The organism is Qipengyuania sp. (genome assembly GCF_043423005.1).
Lineage (GTDB): Bacteria > Pseudomonadota > Alphaproteobacteria > Sphingomonadales > Sphingomonadaceae > Qipengyuania.
Window position 1 is genome coordinate 1 of record NZ_JBHWMI010000005.1, and the last position, 19,391, is coordinate 19,391.

20 protein-coding genes are annotated in these 19,391 nt (G+C 67.3%); 8 read left to right on the top strand and 12 right to left on the bottom strand.

Annotated elements, in window-relative coordinates; translation table 11 throughout:
* Positions 1-77 precede the first annotated feature (77 nt).
* Positions 78-764, bottom strand: a complete 687-nt coding sequence (locus ACHFFA_RS00960; protein ID WP_394268966.1) for an EI24 domain-containing protein — start codon at positions 762-764, stop codon at positions 78-80.
* Positions 765-880: 116 nt separating this feature from the next.
* On the opposite strand from ACHFFA_RS00960, the gene ACHFFA_RS00965 reads away from it, so the two are divergent.
* The gene (locus ACHFFA_RS00965; RefSeq protein ID WP_394268967.1) at positions 881-1,876 is read left to right on the top strand and encodes an adenosine kinase; all 996 of its coding nucleotides are present in this window, start codon (positions 881-883) and stop codon (positions 1,874-1,876) included.
* Between the two features lie 9 nt (positions 1,877-1,885).
* Here the strand turns inward: ACHFFA_RS00965 and ACHFFA_RS00970 are convergent, their stop codons facing one another.
* The 8 genes from ACHFFA_RS00970 to rpe all read right to left on the bottom strand — a co-directional run bounded on the left by ACHFFA_RS00970 (position 1,886) and on the right by rpe (position 9,892).
* Positions 1,886-2,275, bottom strand: a complete 390-nt coding sequence (locus ACHFFA_RS00970) for a hypothetical protein (protein ID WP_394268968.1) — start codon at positions 2,273-2,275, stop codon at positions 1,886-1,888.
* A 47-nt stretch (positions 2,276-2,322) separates the two neighbouring features.
* Positions 2,323-4,245: a 1-deoxy-D-xylulose-5-phosphate synthase gene (gene dxs / locus ACHFFA_RS00975; protein ID WP_394268969.1), complete on the bottom strand. Its 1,923-nt coding sequence runs from the start codon at positions 4,243-4,245 to the stop codon at positions 2,323-2,325.
* A gap of 66 nt (positions 4,246-4,311) precedes the next feature.
* On the bottom strand, positions 4,312-4,779 hold the full coding sequence (locus tag ACHFFA_RS00980) for a Fur family transcriptional regulator (protein ID WP_394268970.1): 468 nt from the start codon (positions 4,777-4,779) through the stop codon (positions 4,312-4,314).
* 51 nt (positions 4,780-4,830) lie between these two features.
* A complete protein-coding gene (gene msrA, locus ACHFFA_RS00985) occupies positions 4,831-5,511 on the bottom strand; it encodes a peptide-methionine (S)-S-oxide reductase MsrA (protein WP_394268971.1) in 681 nt (226 codons plus the stop codon).
* Complete coding sequence (locus tag ACHFFA_RS00990) at positions 5,511-5,642, bottom strand: hypothetical protein (RefSeq protein WP_394268972.1); 132 nt, start codon at positions 5,640-5,642, stop codon at positions 5,511-5,513. Before ACHFFA_RS00990 ends, msrA begins: the two co-directional genes overlap by 1 nt.
* 112 nt (positions 5,643-5,754) lie before the next feature.
* Complete coding sequence (purH, locus tag ACHFFA_RS00995; RefSeq protein WP_394268973.1) at positions 5,755-7,344, bottom strand: bifunctional phosphoribosylaminoimidazolecarboxamide formyltransferase/IMP cyclohydrolase; 1,590 nt, start codon at positions 7,342-7,344, stop codon at positions 5,755-5,757.
* An 8-nt stretch (positions 7,345-7,352) separates the two neighbouring features.
* A complete protein-coding gene (locus tag ACHFFA_RS01000) occupies positions 7,353-9,233 on the bottom strand; it encodes a heparinase II/III family protein (protein ID WP_394268974.1) in 1,881 nt (626 codons plus the stop codon).
* Positions 9,230-9,892: a ribulose-phosphate 3-epimerase gene (rpe, locus tag ACHFFA_RS01005; RefSeq protein WP_394268975.1), complete on the bottom strand. Its 663-nt coding sequence runs from the start codon at positions 9,890-9,892 to the stop codon at positions 9,230-9,232. Before rpe ends, ACHFFA_RS01000 begins: the two co-directional genes overlap by 4 nt.
* Positions 9,893-10,029: 137 nt before the next feature.
* Here rpe and ACHFFA_RS01010 point away from each other — a divergent pair, with 137 nt between their 5' ends.
* From ACHFFA_RS01010 to ACHFFA_RS01025, 4 genes are all read left to right on the top strand, one after another.
* Positions 10,030-10,296 carry a PqqD family protein gene (locus ACHFFA_RS01010; protein WP_394268976.1) on the top strand — a complete coding sequence of 89 codons (267 nt, stop codon included), beginning with the start codon at positions 10,030-10,032 and terminating at the stop codon, positions 10,294-10,296.
* Between the two features lie 44 nt (positions 10,297-10,340).
* Positions 10,341-10,490 (top strand): hypothetical protein, encoded by a 150-nt coding sequence (locus tag ACHFFA_RS01015; protein ID WP_394268977.1) that lies wholly within the window; start codon positions 10,341-10,343, stop codon positions 10,488-10,490.
* A gap of 30 nt (positions 10,491-10,520) precedes the next feature.
* Positions 10,521-12,437: an asparagine synthase-related protein gene (locus ACHFFA_RS01020; RefSeq protein WP_394268978.1), complete on the top strand. Its 1,917-nt coding sequence runs from the start codon at positions 10,521-10,523 to the stop codon at positions 12,435-12,437.
* 121 nt (positions 12,438-12,558) lie between these two features.
* On the top strand, positions 12,559-13,056 hold the full coding sequence (locus tag ACHFFA_RS01025) for a DUF2141 domain-containing protein (RefSeq protein WP_394268979.1): 498 nt from the start codon (positions 12,559-12,561) through the stop codon (positions 13,054-13,056).
* On the opposite strand, the gene ACHFFA_RS01030 is transcribed toward ACHFFA_RS01025, so the two are convergent.
* Together ACHFFA_RS01030 and ACHFFA_RS01035 are read right to left on the bottom strand one after the other, a co-directional pair.
* Positions 13,053-13,955, bottom strand: a complete 903-nt coding sequence (locus ACHFFA_RS01030; RefSeq protein ID WP_394268980.1) for a hypothetical protein — start codon at positions 13,953-13,955, stop codon at positions 13,053-13,055. The genes ACHFFA_RS01025 and ACHFFA_RS01030 overlap by 4 nt on opposite strands.
* On the bottom strand, positions 13,952-15,010 hold the full coding sequence (locus tag ACHFFA_RS01035; protein WP_394268981.1) for a diacylglycerol kinase family protein: 1,059 nt from the start codon (positions 15,008-15,010) through the stop codon (positions 13,952-13,954). Before ACHFFA_RS01035 ends, ACHFFA_RS01030 begins: the two co-directional genes overlap by 4 nt.
* A 129-nt stretch (positions 15,011-15,139) precedes the next feature.
* Between ACHFFA_RS01035 and ACHFFA_RS01040 the strand changes: the two genes are divergently transcribed.
* The 3 genes from ACHFFA_RS01040 to ACHFFA_RS01050 are packed head-to-tail and all read left to right on the top strand — an operon-like array spanning position 15,140 to position 18,368.
* Positions 15,140-16,207 (top strand): NAD-dependent epimerase/dehydratase family protein, encoded by a 1,068-nt coding sequence (locus tag ACHFFA_RS01040; protein WP_394268982.1) that lies wholly within the window; start codon positions 15,140-15,142, stop codon positions 16,205-16,207.
* A 20-nt stretch (positions 16,208-16,227) separates the two neighbouring features.
* Complete coding sequence (locus tag ACHFFA_RS01045; RefSeq protein WP_394268983.1) at positions 16,228-17,346, top strand: glycosyltransferase family 4 protein; 1,119 nt, start codon at positions 16,228-16,230, stop codon at positions 17,344-17,346.
* Positions 17,343-18,368, top strand: coding sequence for a glycosyltransferase family 2 protein (locus tag ACHFFA_RS01050; RefSeq protein WP_394268984.1), 1,026 nt, complete (start codon positions 17,343-17,345; stop codon positions 18,366-18,368). Before ACHFFA_RS01045 ends, ACHFFA_RS01050 begins: the two co-directional genes overlap by 4 nt.
* Here the strand turns inward: ACHFFA_RS01050 and ACHFFA_RS01055 are convergent.
* Positions 18,356-19,390: a glycosyltransferase family 2 protein gene (locus tag ACHFFA_RS01055; protein WP_394268985.1), complete on the bottom strand. Its 1,035-nt coding sequence runs from the start codon at positions 19,388-19,390 to the stop codon at positions 18,356-18,358. The genes ACHFFA_RS01050 and ACHFFA_RS01055 overlap by 13 nt on opposite strands.
* Position 19,391 lies beyond the last annotated feature (1 nt).

The following is a 19,391-nucleotide window of genomic DNA, read 5'->3' on the forward strand; positions in this document are numbered from 1 at the left end:
CCGGCGCCGGATCGCGCGGTGCCGGGACGGAGACGCAGGCCGACAGGGCCGGTGCCAGCAGTGCAAGCAGAACGTGACTAATCTTTACCATGACGATCCCTGTGAACGAGATGAGTGGCGGCCGCCGCGCCCAGAACCGGCGCCACCAGATTAACGAATGGCACCAGCAGCAACGCCGTCACCATGCCGCCCAGGGCCATCCGTGTCGCTCGCCCCAGCGGCGCCGCTGCATGCCGGTGGTGGCGATGGCGCAACCACGCCATGTCCTGCAATTCGCGCCCCAGAAGCCAGGCGTTGATTACGCCGAACAGCAAGGGCACCCCGATCCCGGTCGCCAGCAGCAGCACCGCAAGCGGCATTGCGGCAAGGTTGACGCCGATGGTCCGGGCAAGGGCGCGCAGCCCCGACGCCAGTTCTTCGCGCAAGGGAACGCGGCGGGCGGCGGCAAGGGCTTGCGGGTAATGCCTGCGCTCCACTGCCAGCACCACCTCGTCGGCAAAGAACTGAAGGACGAACAGGGCCACGATGCGCAGCAGCAGCCAGGCGGCGATTACGGTTGCCAGCGAGGCCACCAGCGCCCCAGCCGGCCCGCCATCGGCGATACCCGAGCGGGCAAAAGCCTCGCCCAGCAGGACGCTCAGCCCCCAGCCGAACAGGCCGAACAGCGCCAGCGTCAGGGCGAGGCTCTTGGCAAGCACCTTGAGGATCGCCGGGTCGGCAAGCTGCGCCAGCGATAGCGCGAAGGCGGAGACAAGGCGCACCATCGCCTGCTCGCTCGCCCAGCGGCGGCGACAAGTCAACGCCGCCCTTCCAAGCTGCGCGACAAACCGCTACCGGCCTCCGACGGAAGCCCCCATCCCCTTCCCCATCTGGAGCCACAATGACCGAACCCCGCTACGATGTGATCGCCATCGGCAATGCCATCGTCGATGTGATGGCGACTTGCGATGACGAGCTGATCGACGAACTCGATCTTGCCAAGGGCGGGATGCAGCTGGTGGATGCGGACCGTGCCAGGGAATTGTACGACGCCATGGGCCGGGCGACCGAGGTTTCGGGAGGGTCGGCTGCCAATACGTTGGCCGGAATGGCTGCTCTGGGCGCGCAATGCGCCTTCGTCGGCCAGGTGGCGGATGATCAGCTGGGCGAGATTTTCAGCCACGATATCCGTGCCGTGGGGATCGATTTCGATACCGCGCCGCGTGACGGTGATCCGCCGACCGCGCGGTGCCTCATCTTCGTCACCCCCGATGGCGAGCGGACGATGAACACCTTTCTGGGTGCGAGCCAGTTTCTGCCCGCCGCCGCGCTCGACGATGAGCTGATCGCCAGCGCCGGGATTCTCTATCTCGAAGGCTATCTGTGGGATCCCGAGGAACCGCGCAGTGCCATGCGGCGCGCGATCGAGGTGGCGCGGCAGAACGGGCGCAAGGTCGCCTTCACTGCCAGCGAAAGCTTTGTCATCGACCGGCACGGCGATGATTTTCGCGCCCTGATCGAGGAGGGGCAGATCGATATCCTGTTCGTCAACGAACACGAGCTTGCGTCCCTGACCGGGCTTGCAGCCTTCGAGGAAGGTCTCGCCAGCCTTGCCGGCAGGATCCCGGTCCTCGTCGCCACGCGCAGCGCCAAGGGCGCGGTGGGGATTGCCGAAGGCGTCCGGGCCGAAGTGCCCGCCGAGCCGGTCGATCAGGTGGTCGACACAACCGGGGCGGGCGACCTTTTCGCCGCCGGTTTCCTGACCGGCCACGCCCGGGGCGAACCGCTCGAGAGGTGCCTGCGCATGGGGGCGATCTGCGCTGCGGAGATTATCGGCCACATCGGTGCGCGCAGCCAGAAGGATTTGAAGCAGCTGGTTGCCGAAAAGCTCGGCTGACCGCCTCGATCAGGACGGCGGCGGGCGGTAGTTGGGATCGCGCAGCGACAGGATGTAATGCGCCAGCGCCCGCGCCTGGCCCTGATCGAGATCGAAATCCATCTCGAGCGGATAATTGTGCGCATCCACCAGATAGGTGTGGAGCGTGGCTTCCGTCACCCCTTCGCGATTGGCGATATCGGCAAAGCTGGGCGAGGCGGGATTGGGCGACAGCCACGGCGCTTCCACCGCGTGGCAACCGCCGCAGGCGGCCTGCGCGAATTGCAGCGGGTGATGCTCCGCCAGCTGGGCATCGGGCGCGGCCGACGCCACGGGGGCATCGGCGATGCGCTCGCATCCGCCAAGGGCGGCTCCCATCACGAACAGGACGAAAGCGGCGCGAAGGTCGGGAACAGGCATGCCGGTGATAGTGGCTTTACTGGCCCGCCGCTGGCAAGCGCAAACTGCTAGGCTCGCGCTTCTTCGACCCCGGCGCTGTTGTGACGTAGCGCGGCCAGCACCGTATCGACGATCTGCGGTGCGTTCAGCCCGGCTTCGTCGTATTGCCTGGCAGGGTCGTCATGATCCTGAAACAGGTCGGGCAGCCGCATCGTCCGGATCTTTAGCCCATTGTCGGTCAGCCCTTCGTCGGACGCGAAGGTCAGGACATGGGCACCGAGGCCGCCGACCGCGCCTTCTTCGATCGTCACGACGACTTCATGGCTGCGCATCAGCCGGGCGATCAGATCGGTGTCGAGTGGTTTGGCAAAGCGCATATCGGCGACCGTCGTGGTCAGACCCTTGGCCTCCAGCGTATCAGCGGCCTTCTTCGCTTCTTCCAGCCGGGTGCCGAGCGACAGGATGGCGACCTTTGCCCCCTCGCGCACGACCCGGCCCTTGCCGATCGGCAGCTTTTCGAGCGTTTCGGGTATGGCCACACCGGTGCCGGCCCCGCGGGGATAGCGAAACGCGATCGGCCCTTCGTCGTATTCGGCCGCGGTATAGGTCATGTGGGCGAGTTCCGCCTCGTCCGCCGCCGCCATCACCACCATGTTCGGCAAGGTAGCGAGATAGGCGATGTCGAAACTGCCGGCATGGGTGCAGCCGTCAGCGCCGACCAGCCCCGCCCGGTCGATGGCGAAACGCACGGGCAGGTTCTGGATCGCAACGTCATGGACGACCTGGTCGTAGGCGCGCTGAAGGAAGGTCGAATAGATCGCGGCGAAGGGGCGCATTCCCTGTGCGGCGAGCCCGGCGGCAAAGGTCACCCCGTGCTGTTCCGCGATGCCGACATCGAAGGCACGCGAAGGATGGGCCTTGGCGAAACGGTCGATCCCCGTCCCGCTCGGCATGGCCGCAGTGATGGCGCAGATGCGCGGATCGTTCTGCGCGAGTTTGGCCAGGGTATCGCCGAAAACGTCCTGGAAGGCCGGCGGACCGCCCTTCGATTTCTTCTGCTCGCCGGTAATGACGTCGAACTTGGCGACGCCGTGATACTTGTCGGCACTGTTCTCGGCCGGGGCATAGCCCTTGCCCTTCTTGGTGACGACGTGAACCAGCACCGGCCCCTGATCGCTATCGCGCACATTCTCCAGCACCGGTATGAGATGTTCGAGATTGTGCCCGTCGATCGGACCGACGTAATAGAACCCCAGCTCCTCGAACAGCGTCCCGCCGGTGACCATGCCGCGCGCATATTCCTCGGCCTTTTCGAGGCCGGAATGCACTTTGCGGCTCAGCTTCTTCGTCAACCGCGAAGCAAGGTTGCGCAGGCCGAGATACTCGCTGCTCGATACCGTGCGCGCAAGATAGGCCGACAACCCGCCCACCGGCGGCGCGATCGACATGTCGTTGTCGTTGAGGATCACCACGAGGCGATTGCCGGCGACTTCGGCATTGTTCATCGCTTCGTAGGCCATGCCGGCGCTCATCGCGCCGTCGCCGATCACCGCGATCCCCCGGCCGGGCCGGTTCTGCAGCTTGTTGGCGACCGCAAAGCCCAGCGCTGCGCTGATCGAGGTGGACGAGTGCGCCGCGCCAAAGGGATCGTATTCGCTCTCGGCGCGCTTGGTAAAGCCCGACAGGCCGCCGCCCTGGCGCAGCGTGCGGATACGGTCCCGCCGCCCGGTGAGGATCTTGTGCGGATAGCACTGATGGCCGACGTCCCACACCAGCTTGTCGGTCGGGGTATCGAAGACGTAATGGATCGCAGTCGTCAGTTCGACCACGCCAAGCCCCGAACCGAGATGCCCGCCGGTAGTGCCCACGGCATCGATGACTTCGGCGCGCAATTCATCCGCCAGCTGGCGAAGCTGGCTCTTGTCGAGCCGGCGCAGGTCATCGGGAGTATCGACAGTGTCGAGGAGCGGCGTCTCGGGTCGCGAAGTCATAGACGAAAGCCCTACACGCAATGGCAAGGACTGTCGATTAACCGTTTCGGCGGGACCGCGCTCCGCTCAAGCGGCGCAATCGTCGCACAGGCCGCGCAGTTCCACCACGGGGCGAACATCGGTGAAGCCGGCGTCCTTGCCTGCCGCGCGCAAGGCGCCTGTCACCCGCTCGTCGTCGAGATGGGTCGCCTTTCCGCAATCGTCGCAGATGAGGAAGATGCAATCGTGGCGGCAGCCAGGATGGGTATTCACCAGATAGGCATTGGCACTCTCGATGCGATTTGCCAGATTGGTTCGCACGAACAGGTCGAGAATGCGATAGACGCTGTTCGGCGCGACCCTCTTGCCCCGCCGGGCGGAAAGATTGTCGGCGATATCGTAGGCCGAGGCCGGCTTGTCGTGCCGGGCGAGTTCCTCGAAAACGGACTCCCTCATTCCCGTCCACTGCTCGCCCGCATCCATGAGGGCAAGGCGAGCCGCGTCGATCAGGTCGGGGCCCGAATGTTCGTGATGGGCATGGATCGCGCTCGCCATGGCGGGGCAGATAGGCTTTGGGGAAGACGCGCGCAAGCTGCCCGGATCACGCTACGACCGGCGGAAGTCCTTGCGATAGACGCCGGGATAAAGCCGGGCGAGCGCCGCGACCTTTGGCGCGTCCCAGCGCACGATATAGGCGTGACGCGGGTTTTTGGCGGCAAAATCCTGATGATAGGCCTCGGCGGCATGAAACTTGCCGGCCGGTTCGATCGCGGTGACGATCGGGTCGGACCACAAGCCGGACCGGCGCAACTGCGCAAGGTACGCGGTCGCGGTGGCGCGCTGCTCGGCAGAGAGCGGGATCAGGGCCGAACGGTATTGCGGCCCTTCGTCGGGCCCCTGCCGATTACGCAAGGTCGGATCGGCGATGACCGAGAAATAGATCCGCAACAGCTGGTCGTAACGGATGATGCGGGGATCATAGGCGACCTTGACCACCTCGGCATGATCGGTGATGCCGGACGAAACCAGATCATAGCGCGCGGACCGGGCCGTGCCGCCATGATAGCCTGAGATCGCGCTCGTCACGCCGCGGGTATGGCTGAAGACCGCCTCGACACCCCAGAAGCAGCCGCCGGCAAAGATCGCGGTCTTGAGGCCGCTGCCCTCGCGCGACTGGCGTTCGGCCATGGGGGCGGCAACGGTCTTTTCGGCCGCGTGGAGCGGTGCCTGACAGGCCAGTGTGAGCGGTGCCAGACCCGCCAGCAGCACGAGCCCCGTGCGCCGCATCAGAAGATCGAGGCTATCAGCTGCGGCACCGCGTCGAGCACCAGAGCGCCGCTGTTGAGCGCTACAAGCACGGTGCCGGCGATGAAGCCGAAGCCGAAATTGCGGTAAAGGTCAGGCGTAAAAAGGGTCATGGCTCAGTCTTTCTTCGGTATGACCCAGGTCGGTACCGGCGACGCCGTTGCAAGGCGCTGAATGCAATGGTTGCGCCCTGTTCATCCAAAAAAGCGGTGAACTGGCGCTTCGTCAGTGGCGGAAGTGGCGCATACCCGTGAAGACCATGGCGAGGCCATGCGCGTCTGCGGCGGCGATAACCTCCTCGTCACGGATCGACCCGCCGGGCTGGATCACAGCCGTCGCGCCTGCCTCTGCCGCAGCAAGAAGCCCGTCGGCAAACGGGAAGAACGCATCGGAGGCGACCGCGCTGCCCACAGTGCGCGCCTCGCGCCAGCCGTATTTCTCGGCTGCCTCGGCCGCCTTCATGGCCGCGATGCGCGAACTGTCGCGCCGGTTCATCTGACCCGCCCCGATGCCCGCGGTGGCGCCATCCTTCGCATAGACGATGGCATTCGACTTGACGTGGCGGGCGACGGTCCACGCGAACAGGCAATCGCGCAGTTCGTCCTCGGTGGGGTGCCGTTCGGTCACGACCTTGAGGTCGGCCTGAGCGATGGCACCATTGTCGCGCGTCTGGAACAGGAGGCCGCCGGTGATAACCGTTTGGGTCAGGCCCGGCCGCCGCGGATCGGGCAGCCCTTGCGTGATCAGCAGGCGCAGGTTCTTCTTGCGCGCAAAGGCCGCGCGGGCCGCATCGTCGGCACCGGGCGCCACCACCACCTCGGTAAAGATCTCGCAGATCGCCTCGGCCGTCGGCCCGTCGAGCGGGACGTTGGTTGCCACGATGCCGCCGAAGGCCGACACGCTGTCGCATTCGAGCGCGGCATGCCAGGCCTCGCTGAGCGTGCTGCGCTGGGCCACGCCGCAGGGATTGGCGTGCTTGACGATGACCACGGCCGGCGCGCCCCCGGCGAACTCGGCGGCAAGCTCGAGCGCGGCATTGGCATCGTTGTAATTGTTGTAGGACAGTTCCTTGCCCTGCACCTGCTCGGCCTGCGGCAGGCCCGGGGTCCCGACGCGCTGCGGCACGTAGAGCGCGGCATGCTGATGGGGGTTCTCGCCATAGCGCAGCGTGGAATGAAGGCGCGCCGACGTGGTGAGCTGCGCGGGAAACCGCTCGCCCTGATCGGCAAAGGCGAACCACTGGCTGATCGCCGCATCGTAGGCCGCCGTGGCGGCGAAGGCCTTGGCTGCCATGCGTTGCCGGAAAGGCTGCAGGGTCGCGCCGTCCTCGGCTTCGAGCTCGGCGAGAAACGGGGCGTAATCGGCCGGATCGGTGAGGATCGTTACATAGCGATGGTTCTTCGCCGCCGAGCGCACCATGCTCGGGCCGCCGATGTCGATGTTCTCGATCACCTCATCGCGCGGGGCACCGCGGGCGACGGTCTGCTCAAAGGGATAGAGGTTGACCACCACCAGATCGATCGCGCCGATCCCGTGTTCGGTCATCGCCTGCGCGTGGGCGGTATCGTCGCGCACGGCCAGAAGACCGCCGTGGACCGCGGGGTGAAGCGTCTTCACCCGCCCGTCCATCATCTCGGGAAACCCGGTGACATCGGCCACGTCGCGAACCGTCAGCCCCGCCTGCCGCAGCGCGGTTGCCGTGCCCCCGGTGGACACCAGATCGACCCCGCGCGCCGCCAGCGCCTGCCCCAGTTCCACCAGACCGGTCTTGTCCGAGACCGACAGCAGCGCCCGCCGTATCGTGATTGCCGTCACCTTGCCGATCACCCCACCTTCTTAAGCAACCACGGAAACGTCCCGCCGCCGCGATCCGCCAGCCCCTCGATCACCAGCTGCCTGGTTGCATGAGGGCGGCCTTGGCCGTCGACCCACAGGCTGTCCTCGACGGTCAGCGTGACGGCCTCGTCCGCCCTTCCGAGGCGGAACTGCCAGCGCGATCCGTCGGGCAGCGTCAGGCCCGCACCGCGCCCGTCCTTTGCCAGGATCGGATCGACCCCCGGGCCAAGGTGAAAGCGGATCGCAAAACCGATCTTGCCGCGCTTGCCGCTGCGGGCGGCGGGCTCGAGGATATCCTCGCCGACGAGTTCGGTCCCTTCCTCCGCCAGCGCCAGCCGCCGCCGGTGGACCAGCCCGAAACGCGCCACATAGCCATTGTGCGATCCATCGAGCTTCAGCGCCTTGCGTCCACGCCGCTCGATCCGGTCGCGCAGGATATCGACTTCGCCGACCCCCTTGCCGATCTGCCCGTTGATGAGCACCGCGGTGGAGTTGGTCCCGTCGAGCACCAGGGTGGAATGGGCCGCCGTGCCGCGCAGCCCCTGCTCGATCCGCGAGGGGATCAGCGCCCCGGCGAAGGCCGCGCCGCCGCAATTGACGATGATCCGGGTGCTCTCGTGAGAGAATTCGAAGGCCAGCGTCGATGCGCAGCCGTGGCGCGCATCCTTGGCCCGCGGCGGGGGCGCGGCATCCATGACAAGAACGCCGCGCTGCGCACGGATGCGCTGATAGCCCCAGTGCCGCCCGGCATTGAGCGCCCGGGCCCGGACGCCGCTCGCCTCGACCAGATTGTCCACCCGGGCGGCCCCGATCGCGCCCGCGCCCTGCCAGTTGGCTAGTCCGCGATCACCCATCCTCAGCGTCAGCAGCGCCGGGACGAGAAGGTCCAGCATGGCCGAAAGCGCCGCCGGTTCGTCACGGCCGACCGCGGCATAACAGGCGCGCAGTTCGGCCAGCAGTTCGATCGCGCCGGCCTGATCGAGGGGGCTGCGTGACAAAACGCCGCCATCGTCGCAGACCAGTTCGCCGAGCGCCTTCAGCAAGCCTGCTTCGGCGAACAGGCGGCGCGGCTTGCCGTCAGGCAGCAGCAGGCCGGCGGCGACCAGCGCGCCCCAGCCGATGGCGGCGGCAAGACGGTCGCTTTCGCCGGTAACCTTGCGGTCGAGCCAGCGAGCGGTGGTCTCGATCGCGGCGAACAGATCCGCCCGGTGGCGGGCGCCTTCGCCCGACAGGATCAAGGGCGCGTGGACCAGCCATGCAAGCAGACGCAAACCGGCATGCTCGACTGTCCACGCGGCTCCGCGCCCGGGCTCGGCATTGGCGGCGAGCCAGGCGGACAGGAGCCGCCCCGAGACTGCCGCGCACTGTGATCGCGGAGCAGACGCACCCAGATCGCGCAGCCAGGTAAACCCGTGAACGGCCCGCGCGAGCGGCGGGGCCAGGGTAGCGGCGGCCCGCAGGTCGACCTTGGTCAGCGGAGTGCGGACGCCGGCAACCTGCAGATGCCCCGCCCGCAGCGCGACACCAGCCGCACGATCGCCGGCAAGCGGGCTCGCAACCGTGCCCCGCAGCCGAGGCGCGGCCGGCTTGCGCAGCGGCGCGGAAAGCACCGATCCCGGCACCCCCATGCGATAGGCCCAGCGGATCGCCGCATCGAACAGGCCGGTTTCGCGCGGCTGCAGGTCGGACAGGGCAAGCGCGCGCGACGGCGGGGGGGCGGAGGCATCGCCGTCCCCATCGCCCCCGCCGCGGCGGGCCACCAGCGGTTCGACCGCGCGCGGCAGGCGAAAGGCGGAGCGCGCGGTGCGCGGGGCGGCTGGCGCTTCCGTCTCGTCCCCGGCGCGGATATCGGTGACCGGACGGTTCATGCCAGACCCTTCAGCGCGGCGATGTTGGGCGCGTACCGGCCCGGCCCGCCGGCAAACGTCGCCGAACCTGCCACCAGCACGTCGGCACCTGACGCGACGCAGCGCCGCGCGGTTTCGGGATTGACCCCGCCATCGACTTCGAGGTGGATAGGCTTGCCCAGCGCATCGATCCGCGCCCTGATCGCCTCGACCTTACGCAACTGGCTGTCGATGAAGCCCTGACCGCCGAACCCGGGATTGACGCTCATCACGAGGACGAGGTCGACATCCTCGAGAAGGTAATCCAGCACCTCGACCGGGGTGCCGGGATTGAGCACCACGCCCGCCTTCTTGCCCAGCTTCGCCACCGCCTGAAGACTGCGGTGAATGTGCGGCCCGGCTTCAGGATGCAGCGTGATGATATCGGCCCCCGCCTCGGCGAACTCTTCAATGAACGGATCGACCGGGCTGATCATCAGGTGAACGTCGAACGGCTTGGCGCTATGCGGGCGCAGTGCCTTGATCACTGCCGGGCCGATCGTGAGATTGGGCACGAAATGGCCGTCCATCACGTCGATATGGATCCAGTCGGCTCCGGCGGCATCGATAGCGCGCACCTCTTCTCCCAGGCGCGCGAAATCGGCGGACAGGATCGAGGGAGCAATCAGCGGGGCGGGCATGGCGGGAATACCGGGGGGCAACAGGACAACAGCGCCAGCGCATAGGCGGGGGAAGCCATGCAGGACAATGCCTTGCCGGCGCCTTTTCCACGGCCCCCCGCTTGATCGGCTCGCCCTGCCGCTTATGAACAGGATCGATGATCCCGCGCAAACTTTCCGCCAATTTTGCCGAAACCGATGTCGACGATGAAACCCTGCTGATCGACCTCGAGGGTGGTCTCCTGTTCTCCCTCAAGGGAACCGGGCAGGCGGTGTGGCGGGCGATCGACGGCGCGGCGAGCAGCGCGGATATCGCGCGGATGCTGGCCGGCAGCTACCGGGGCGAGGCGGATCAGATCGCTGCTGACATCCGGCGCCTGCTCGAAGAATTCGCTGCCGCAGCGCTGGTCGAACTCGGCAGGTGACGGGAACGTTGCGCCGGCCCGCGGGCGCAGTATAACCTTGCACCATGAGCACGAGCGCGCCGCACGATCAAGCCGACCGTCCAGCCTGGCAAACGCCTCGACTGGTCAGGCTGGGCAGCTTGCGCGATATCGCCCAGCCTGGGGCCAACATCAATCAGGGCGCGGCGGGCAAGGGCGTCCCCATCGCCAGCTGACGTGTCGCCAGGGAAGGCGATACCGCGGCCATGATCGCTGCGAGCATCGACTGGACGGGTGCACCATGGCTCGATGCCTCGCGCATGGCCCCCTCGCTCGGGCTGTTCGCGGGCCACCCCGCCGCCACCTGGCATGACGGCGCCGGGCGCCGTCACGCTGCTTGCCTTGTCACCCCCCGGGGGCGGCAACCCGTAGGCTGGGCTCCGCAGCTCGGCCCCCAGGGCGAGATCGTGCTGGTCGAAGGGCAGATCGACAATTGCGCCGATCTTGCCGTCATGCTGGGCTTGCCGGAAACCGCGCCACAGGCGCTGGTCTTTGCTCATGCCGCCAAGCGCTGGGGCGATGCCGCCGACGCCCGCTGCATCGGCGATTATGCCGCCATCGTGCTGGACAAGGACGGCGCGCTGCGGTTGTCGCGCAGCCCCTGGGCCGCTCCGAGCCTGTTCTTCGTGAATGACGGCAGGGCGGCAGCGGTCTGCTCAATTCCGCGGGCGCTGTTTGCTGCCGGTTGGCCCCGGCGCCTGATGCAAGGTCAGCTGGCCGACGCACTGTTCTGGATCGAGAACGCGGGCGATGCGCACTGGTACGAAGGGATTCGCCGTGTTGCCTACGGCACGATCGTGCACATCGCGCCCGGCGGGGCGGAACGGCGGCACGAATGGTACGATCCGCTGGCCCTTCCCGACGTTCGCCGCACGAGGGACGAAGACTATGTCGGGGAAGCCGATGCCCTGCTGTCGGAAGCGGTCAAGGCGGCGCTGAGGCCTGCGCGAAGACCCGGCATCCTCCTTTCGGGCGGGCTCGATTCGGCGATCGTGGCCGATGAGATCCTTCGTCATCGGCCGCCCGGCGATCGCTTGCCCAGCTACACCTTCGTGCCCCTTGCCGCCCATGCCGGTGTCGCCCCGCCCGGAAGCTACGACGACGATCGCGCCCGGGTCGAAGCCTTCGCCGCGATGCATCCCCGTCTCGAGGCGCACTATTGCGACAACGACGGCATCGACTTCGACGGTTTCGCCGCGCAATTCTTTGCCGCGACCGATGCCGGCCGGCCGGCGATGGCGATCAACGCCGCCTACCACGGCCCGCTCGCTGCCGCCGCTCGCGATGGGTGCGACTGGGTCTTCGATGCCGCGATGGGCAACAACGGGTTCAGCAATGACGGGCGTTGGGCCTATCTCGAGTTTGCCCGAACCGGGAAATGGGGCGAACTGGTACGCCTGGCACGCGACCATCCCGGAGACGAGCGACCCTTGTGGCGGCGGTTGATTGCCCGCACGCTGGTGCCCCGCCTGCCCGGGCCGGTGCGGGCGGCATTGCGCACGGCGGTGCATGGGCGAACCCCCGATCTCATGCCGGACCTCACGCTGCTGCGTCCTAAAGCTATCGCGCGATACGATCTCGTAACACGGGCGAAGGCGGCAGGCACTTATCGCACCGGCGAATGGTTCACCACGCGCGAGGAATGGCTGCGGTTCGCCTGGCGAATGCACGACATGGGGGCGGAATGGCGTCACGGTGTCGAACAGGTCTTCGGCATCCGCCACCGCGACGTATCCGCCTATCGCCCTTTGCTCGAATATTGTGCCGGGCTGCCGACCGACCAGTTCGTTCGCGGCGGGGTTCAGCGCTGGCTTGCCCGGCGCATGGCAAGCGGCCGAATGCCCGAGGCTCAACGGCTGGGCACCGCCTACGGACGCCACAATGTCGACTGGCACCTGCGGCTCTCGCACCGGTTGCCCGAGATGCGCCGCGAATTCGAGCGCATGGCCGACGATCCCGAACTTGGTGAACTGATCGATACCGATCGGGCGCTGGCCATGCTCGATCGCTGGCCGGCGGAAACACCGTCCGCTCCGCAGGAGGTATTGCGGCATTTCGCGGCACTGACCGGGGCGGTCCTGGTGGCGCGGTTCCAGCGCTTCGAAAGCGGCGCCAATGGCTAGGCTTAACCGCCGCCCGCCCCGCAATTCAGACGCAATTCAGCGCTTTTGCGATAGCACGCGCTCACGATCGCGGGCCGCTGCCCGCACACGGCACATGCAAGGAACAGGGTTCAGTCACTCCATGCAGATCAAAATGTTCGCCATCGCCGGATGCGCCGCACTGGCGCTCGCCGGGCTTGGCACCGCGGCCCCCGCGGCCGCGCAATACCGCCAGACAATCCCCGCCAATTCGGGCAAGTGCGCCGCCGGCGACGGGCCCGGTGTGTGGGTGACGCTCGACGGGGTGAAGCAAAGCCGCGGCACAATCCGCGTTCAGGCTTACCGCGCCACTCAGGCAGACTGGATGGTCAAGGGGCGCTGGCTCAACCGTATCGAGATGCCTGCAAAGGCCGGCACGATGCGCGTCTGCATGCCGCTGCCCGGCCCCGGTGCCTATGGCATCGCCGTCCGCCATGATCTCGACGGTGACGGCAAGACCGACATCTTCGGCGACGGCGGCGCGATCTCCAACAACCCGAGCGTGAATATCTTCAACCTCGGCAAGCCGAGCTATCGCAAGGCGGCGTTCGAGGTCGGCAACCGGATCGAGAGCATCACCTTGCAAATGCGCTACCGCTAGGCGCCCTTGCGGCGCCGGCGGGCGCGCCACAGGTCGAACGCCGCGCCCGGCATCGCCAGCAGCGGATGCGCAGCGCGAAACGGCGTCACCTCGAGCGCAATGCCGGTGTGCCGTTCCAGCTTCCACGCGGCATAATCCGCCGCCCCCTCGAAGGTCAGTGCCGCCCTTGCGAGCCGCACCAGGTTGAGCGGCTTGCCCAGCCGTTCGCGCCTGCGCCAGGCGGCCAGCAACGCGGCGCGGCGCCCGGGCGCAAGATCGGGTGCAAGACCGGTCCCATCCTTGCGATAGGGCAGGCCCTGCGCTTCCCATGCGGCGCCGAGCAGGCCGTCGAAATGGGCGCGATTGACCGCCAGGATGCTGTCTTCCCGGCCCTGTTTCTCGACCCGGAATTCGGCGCGATAGGTCCGCCGAAAAAGCGCGCGCCAGAATGCCTCGGCAGGGGCTTTTGCCGGACCGAGCACGGCAGCCATCCGGGCAGCGGTCATCGAGGCGGCGGCAAGCGCTTCGGCAATTGCAAGCTCGGCATCATCGTCTCTGACATAGGCGAGCGCCGAGGGCTGGGCGAAACGGGCCCAGATCGTCGTGTCGAGGGTCTGTCCGGCGGCGGCCTCGGCGAATTTTGCGAGGCTCATCGTCGCGGTCTTGGCCCGCAAGCGGTTGCCCCCTGCCTGCTCCTCGCGATAGCCGATCCGCGGCCAGACGAGATCGTCCTGCGGCCCGGGAAGGAGGACATAGAAGTCGAGCACGCCGTCGAGCGATCCGGTGCGCAGGTTCGAGCCATAGAACAGCACGCCGAGTGCCCCGCTCTCCTCGCCCAGCCGCCGGGCAAGGGCGCGCACCTCGATCCTGATCGGCGTCGCCAGCGTATCCAGCACTCTTTCCGCAAGGTGCACAGTCATCGCGTGGTCACGAATGTAAGATCGGGCCCGAGATCGATCTGATAGCGCCCCGCGGGAAAGCTTTCCCCATCGAGGACGAAGGCATCCCCGATATCCATCTCGAACCCGGTGAGGGAAAGGTGATGCAACCCCGCGCCGGCCAGCCAGCGGGGGTGCCACCCGGCCAGCATCGCCGGGACAAATCCCATCACCCGCCTGAGCGGCGCATCCAGCACGGCCAGCCTGATCCCCTCCTGCCCCTTGCCGAACAGATGGATGCCCAGCGGCATCCGGCCAAGCGTCGAGGCAAGCAGGATGCTGCGCCGACCCGGCTCGCCCTGGGCAGAGCGCGGCAGTTCCCGCCCGGTTTCGATATCGGTAAGCCGCATGGCGGTTCCCCGGCGCCAGCGATTGGCAGGCCCGCCGAACACCGTCTGCGCGATGCCCCAGGCCGAAGTCAGCCCCACCGCAAGAGAATCGACGAAGCCCATGCGATGCGCATCCTGCCCGGTATCGATCCCCAGCGTGAATATCCCGGCGCCAAGGATGAAGCCGAGCATCGGCTCACCGGTGCCATCAGTGTCGAGCCGGCGCACCGCCAGCGGACGGCGGTTCAGTCGCCCGCCATTGCGGAAAGCTTCGATAGCATTGTCAAGCGTCCAGCCGGCGGGGACGCGAAGATCGGCATTGAGTGCGTTGGTCTTGCCGCGCGGAAGCACGGCGATGGCCGGCCAGTCGGCGCCGAACACCGTCTGCCCCATGGTCAGCACATCGCGCACGGTGCCGTCCCCGCCGCTCACCACCAGAAGATCGATGCCGCGGTCGGCGAAGCCTTTCAGCGCCTCGCCGATGGCAGGCTTGGTCGCGGGCGCGGCGATCTCGATCTCGGCCCGGCTCGGATCGCCGGCCTCGCCGCCCGTGTTGCGGTGGCTGCGCGGATTGGTGATGACACCCACGCGCGGGCACACCGCGCGTCCCTTGCGCCCGCCGCCGGCATGTCCGTACGATGAAAGCTCGTCGCCCATATGCGATTGCGCCTTTAGCGCCCGGTAACGGGAAAAGGATAGGCCTTCCATGTCACGCGCGGCGCCGACTCGCGGTTCGCGGCCAACCGTCGCAGGACCGGACACCCTGGCAGATCGGCCGGCGGAACAGGTATCGTTTTGCGAAACCGCGTGCTAGAGAATCGGGAAGAGGGGTAGCCTATGCGTTCTGTCTTGCTTGCCGGGGGTTGCGGATTTCTCGGCTCCCATCTGCTCGACCGCCTGGTCGAGCGCAAGGATGTTTACCGGATCGTCGTGCTCGACAATCTGTGGACGGGTACCCGCGCCAATATCGCGCATATCCGCGATCCGCGGGTTCACGTGGTCATCGAAGATGCGGAACACTTTCGCAGCGAACACCGGTTCGACGAAATCATCCACATGGCTTCGCCCGCATCGCCGCCATGGTACATGCGTGAGCCTCTGCGCACGATCACCGCCAATGTCGGCGGGGCGATCAACCTGCTCGGCGCGCTGGCTCCCGGAGGGCGATTCAGCTTCGCCTCGACATCCGAGGTCTATGGCGATCCGCTGGTATCGCCGCAGCCGGAAAGCTACCGCGGCATGGTCGACTGCACCGGCCCCCGCTCGAGCTATGACGAAAGCAAGCGCTGCACCGAAAGCCTCTTGTTCGAGATGCGCCGGACGCGCGGCCTCGACATTCGCATCATCCGCCTGTTCAACGTCTATGGCCCGCGCACCCGCATCGACGATGGGCGGGCGGTGTCCAACTTCATCGGTCAGGCGCTGAAGGATGGCGAGCTCACCGTCTACGGCGACGGACGCCAGTCGCGCAGCTGGGGTTACGTGGACGACATCGTCGAGGCGCTGGCGCGCTATTTCTGGCGTGACCGGGTCGACTATCCGGGACCGCTCAACATCGGCAACGACCGCGAGGTCTCGGTGATCGACATCGCGCGGTTCATTACCACGCTCGTCCCCGGCAGCCGGATCGTGTTCAAGCCGCCGGTACCTCAGGACCCGACCAACCGCCGGCCCGACCTGACCCTGTGCAATCGCATCCTGCCGGGATGGGTCGCGGGCACATCCTACGAGGACGGCATCCGCCAGACGCTCGACTGGTTCAGGGACAAGGTCGCCGAGCAGGGCGACCTGCCGCTGCCGCCGGAACCGGTCTTCGTGGATGAGGACAATGGCGAGAGCCATGGCGAATCCCAGGAAGAAGGCGGGCGAGGAAATGGAGCCGCGGTCGCTTCCGCTCGCGGCTGAGTCTTTCCATGCGCATTGCCGTGCTCTCCACTTCGAGCCCGAGTTCGCGGGCCTCGTGGAGCGGGATCCCCTATTTCGCCGCGCGCGAGATCAAGCGCCGCTTCGGCGACGTGGCGATCATCGATACCCCGCTGATCGACCGGCTGGTGATCAAGGCCCACAAGTTCGGCAAGAGCCGGGTCCAGCTGCTGCGCGAACCGTTGCTGGTGGGTGCCTATGCGGCCTTCCTGAAGCACCGGCTGCAACCAGTCGCGCCCGACATCGTGGTCTCGATCGGCGCCCCGCAGAAGATCGGCGGCCTCTTGCGCGATCACCGGGTCATTCACGTGACCGATGCGATGTTCGATACCATCGTCGATTATTATCCCCGATACGCCAACCTTCATCCGCGCAGCCGGAGGCTTGGCCACGCTCTCCAGCAGCGGATAGTGGACGAGGGCGCGGGCCTGATGGTCGCTTCGCAGTGGGCGGCGCAGTCGGCGCAGCAGCATTACGGCTGCCCGGCCGATGCGATCACCGTCGCACCGATGGGCGCGAATCTCGAAACCAGCCCCCCGGCCCCGGCCCTGCGGAGCAATGAAAGCCCGCTCCGCCTGCTCTTCATCGGCTACGAGTGGGACCGCAAGGGCGGCCCCCTGGCGCTCGACATCCTTGCCGCGCTGCGCCGGCATGAACCTGCAGCGGAACTGCACATCGTCGGCTGCAATCCTCGCGCGGTAGCCGGAGTGCCGGGCGTGCGGGTCCATGGCCCGCTCAGCAAGGCCTATGCGCCCCATGCCGCCCTGTTCGAACGGCTGCTTCGAGAAGCGTCGTTCTTCTGCATGCCCAGCCTGCAGGAAGCCTACGGCCTCGTCTATTGCGAAGCCTGCGCCTACGGCCTTCCGCCGGTCGCACGCGATACCGGCGGGGTGGGGGAGATCATTCGCGACGGCGAAAACGGCCTGCTCCTGCCCGCCGCGGCTGAGGCGCCTGAATATGCCGGCGCGATCCTCGCCATCTGGCGCGATCGGCAGCGTTATGCAGCGATGCAGCTGGCGGCGCGGCAAGCCTATGAAACACGGCTCAACTGGCAGGCCTGGGGCGCGGTCCTCGAACAGGTGATCGCCCGCGCCCTCGCCCGGCCCCGCCCGCCGGCATGACCCTCATCAGCGTGATCGTGCCGGTGTTCAACGGTGCGGCGACATTGGCGGCGACGCTGCGTTCGGCATTGGCCCAGACCCACCGCGATATCGAGGTCATCGTGATCGACGACGGGTCGACCGACGAGACACCCGCAATCGCCGCCCGGATCGCAGCGTCCGACAGCCGATTGCGCCTGATCTCGCAGGCTAACCGGGGCCTCGCCGCGACCCGCAATCGCGGGTTGGCGGAAGCCGCCGGCGCGATGGTCGCCCCGCTCGATGCCGACGACCTGTGGCATCCGCGCAAGCTCGAACTGCAGGCACGGGCCTTGGCTGATGCCGGCGAAGGCACCGTGCTTTCCTATGGCTGGTTTGCGGCGATCGGGGCGGACGACCGGGTTCTGACCCCGCCCAAGACCCCGCGCATCGAAGGTGCGGTCTTCCATCGCCACTTGGACTACAATTTCATTTCCAACGGCAGCAGCCCGCTGATGCGGACGGGCGCCGCCCGCAAGCTGGGCTATGACACTGCGTTGCCCTCGTGCGAGGATTACAAGCTGCAGCTCGAACTGGCGCTGGTCGGGCGGTTCACCTGCGTGCCGGCCGTCCTCACCGGCTACCGCAAGGTCGGCGGCAGCATGTCGAGCAATGCCGAACGGATGCTGCTGTCGCATATCGCGGTGCTGGACTCGTTCCGCTCCCCCATGCGGCCGCAGGCCGATCGGATCATCGACCGGCGGATTGCCGAATTCGAGATCGAACTTGCCCGCCACCGCGGCCGGCGAGGGCAACTGGCAAGGGCTGCGCGCTATGCCTTCCAGGCTGCAAGTCGTGCGCCCCTGCCTGCGCTCCGTCACGGGTTTGCGCAATTGCGCCGTGCTTCCTGGGGCAAGCCGGGGCGGGAACCCGCCGGTGCGGCAGGCTGGACCTTTCCGCACGATGACCCGTTCGCGCCGCTTGGCCTTGCGATACCCGATGCGCGGCAGAAGCGTCTTGTCCCGCTCCGCCGGCTGGACGAGGAGATCGCTTACCTCGGGTAATCGCGGTCGAGCAGCGCCGCCCGCGCGAACTCGCGCGCCGGAACCCAGTGGCGCGCGGGCCGGAACGGATCGACGGCGCCAAACGATGGCCGCGCGGCTGGCGGTGTACCACGTGGACCTTCACGGGTGCGAACCTTGCGCAGGATGCGTGCCTGCCGGATCGCCGCGTGAACGCTTGCAACCGGCGAATTCAGCAGGGCGCCGGCCATCGCCGCTGCCGCACCGCCGGCTTCACCCCGCCCCGCGCGAAGGCTCGCCTCGAGTATCTTGGTCCGCGACCAGCCGTCGTCGCACAGCTGCCGGGCCGTGCCTTCGACCTGTGAGCGCATCCGCCGATAGGTTTCGAGATGCGAGCGCAACATCGCCAGCCGATCGCCTGACATGCGCCCCTCGCCCTGGCGGTAGCCCACCAGATGCGCCGGCACGCAGGCGAATTCCCAATTTAGCGCCAGTTGCAGTTGCAGCAGGTAATCTTCGCATCCGCCCGCCCCGCGGGCGGCAAGGTCGGATTCGTACCGCAGATCGCCCAGCGCCTTGCGGCGGATCAATGGGGCGCTGCCGTTGCCGACGAAGTTCCAGACGAGGTGGCGATGAAGCACGAACCCCTCTGCCACCGGGGTCGCGACCGGCTCGATGATGCGCGATGCGGCGTCGACCGGGTGATACCAGGTGTAGACGAGCCCCGTCCCCCGCGGCGCCGCCGCGAACCGTTCCAGCTGGCAGGCGAGCTTGTCGCGGTGCCACAGATCGTCGGCATCGAGCGGTGCGAGGAAGGCGCAGTCGCTGGCCTCGATTGCCCGGTTGCGGGCCGCGGCAACGCCGACGTTGGCCTGCTCGATCAGGCGAATGCGCGCATCGCCCTGCTGGGCTGCGCGCACCAGCGCGGCGGTCTCGTCCGTGCTCCCGTCATCGACTACCACGACCTCGATATCGGTCATGCTCTGTCCGCATGCGGAGGCCAGCGTTTCGGCAATCGTGGCTGCGGCATTGTAGGCCGGAATGATCACGGCGATGCGGGGCATG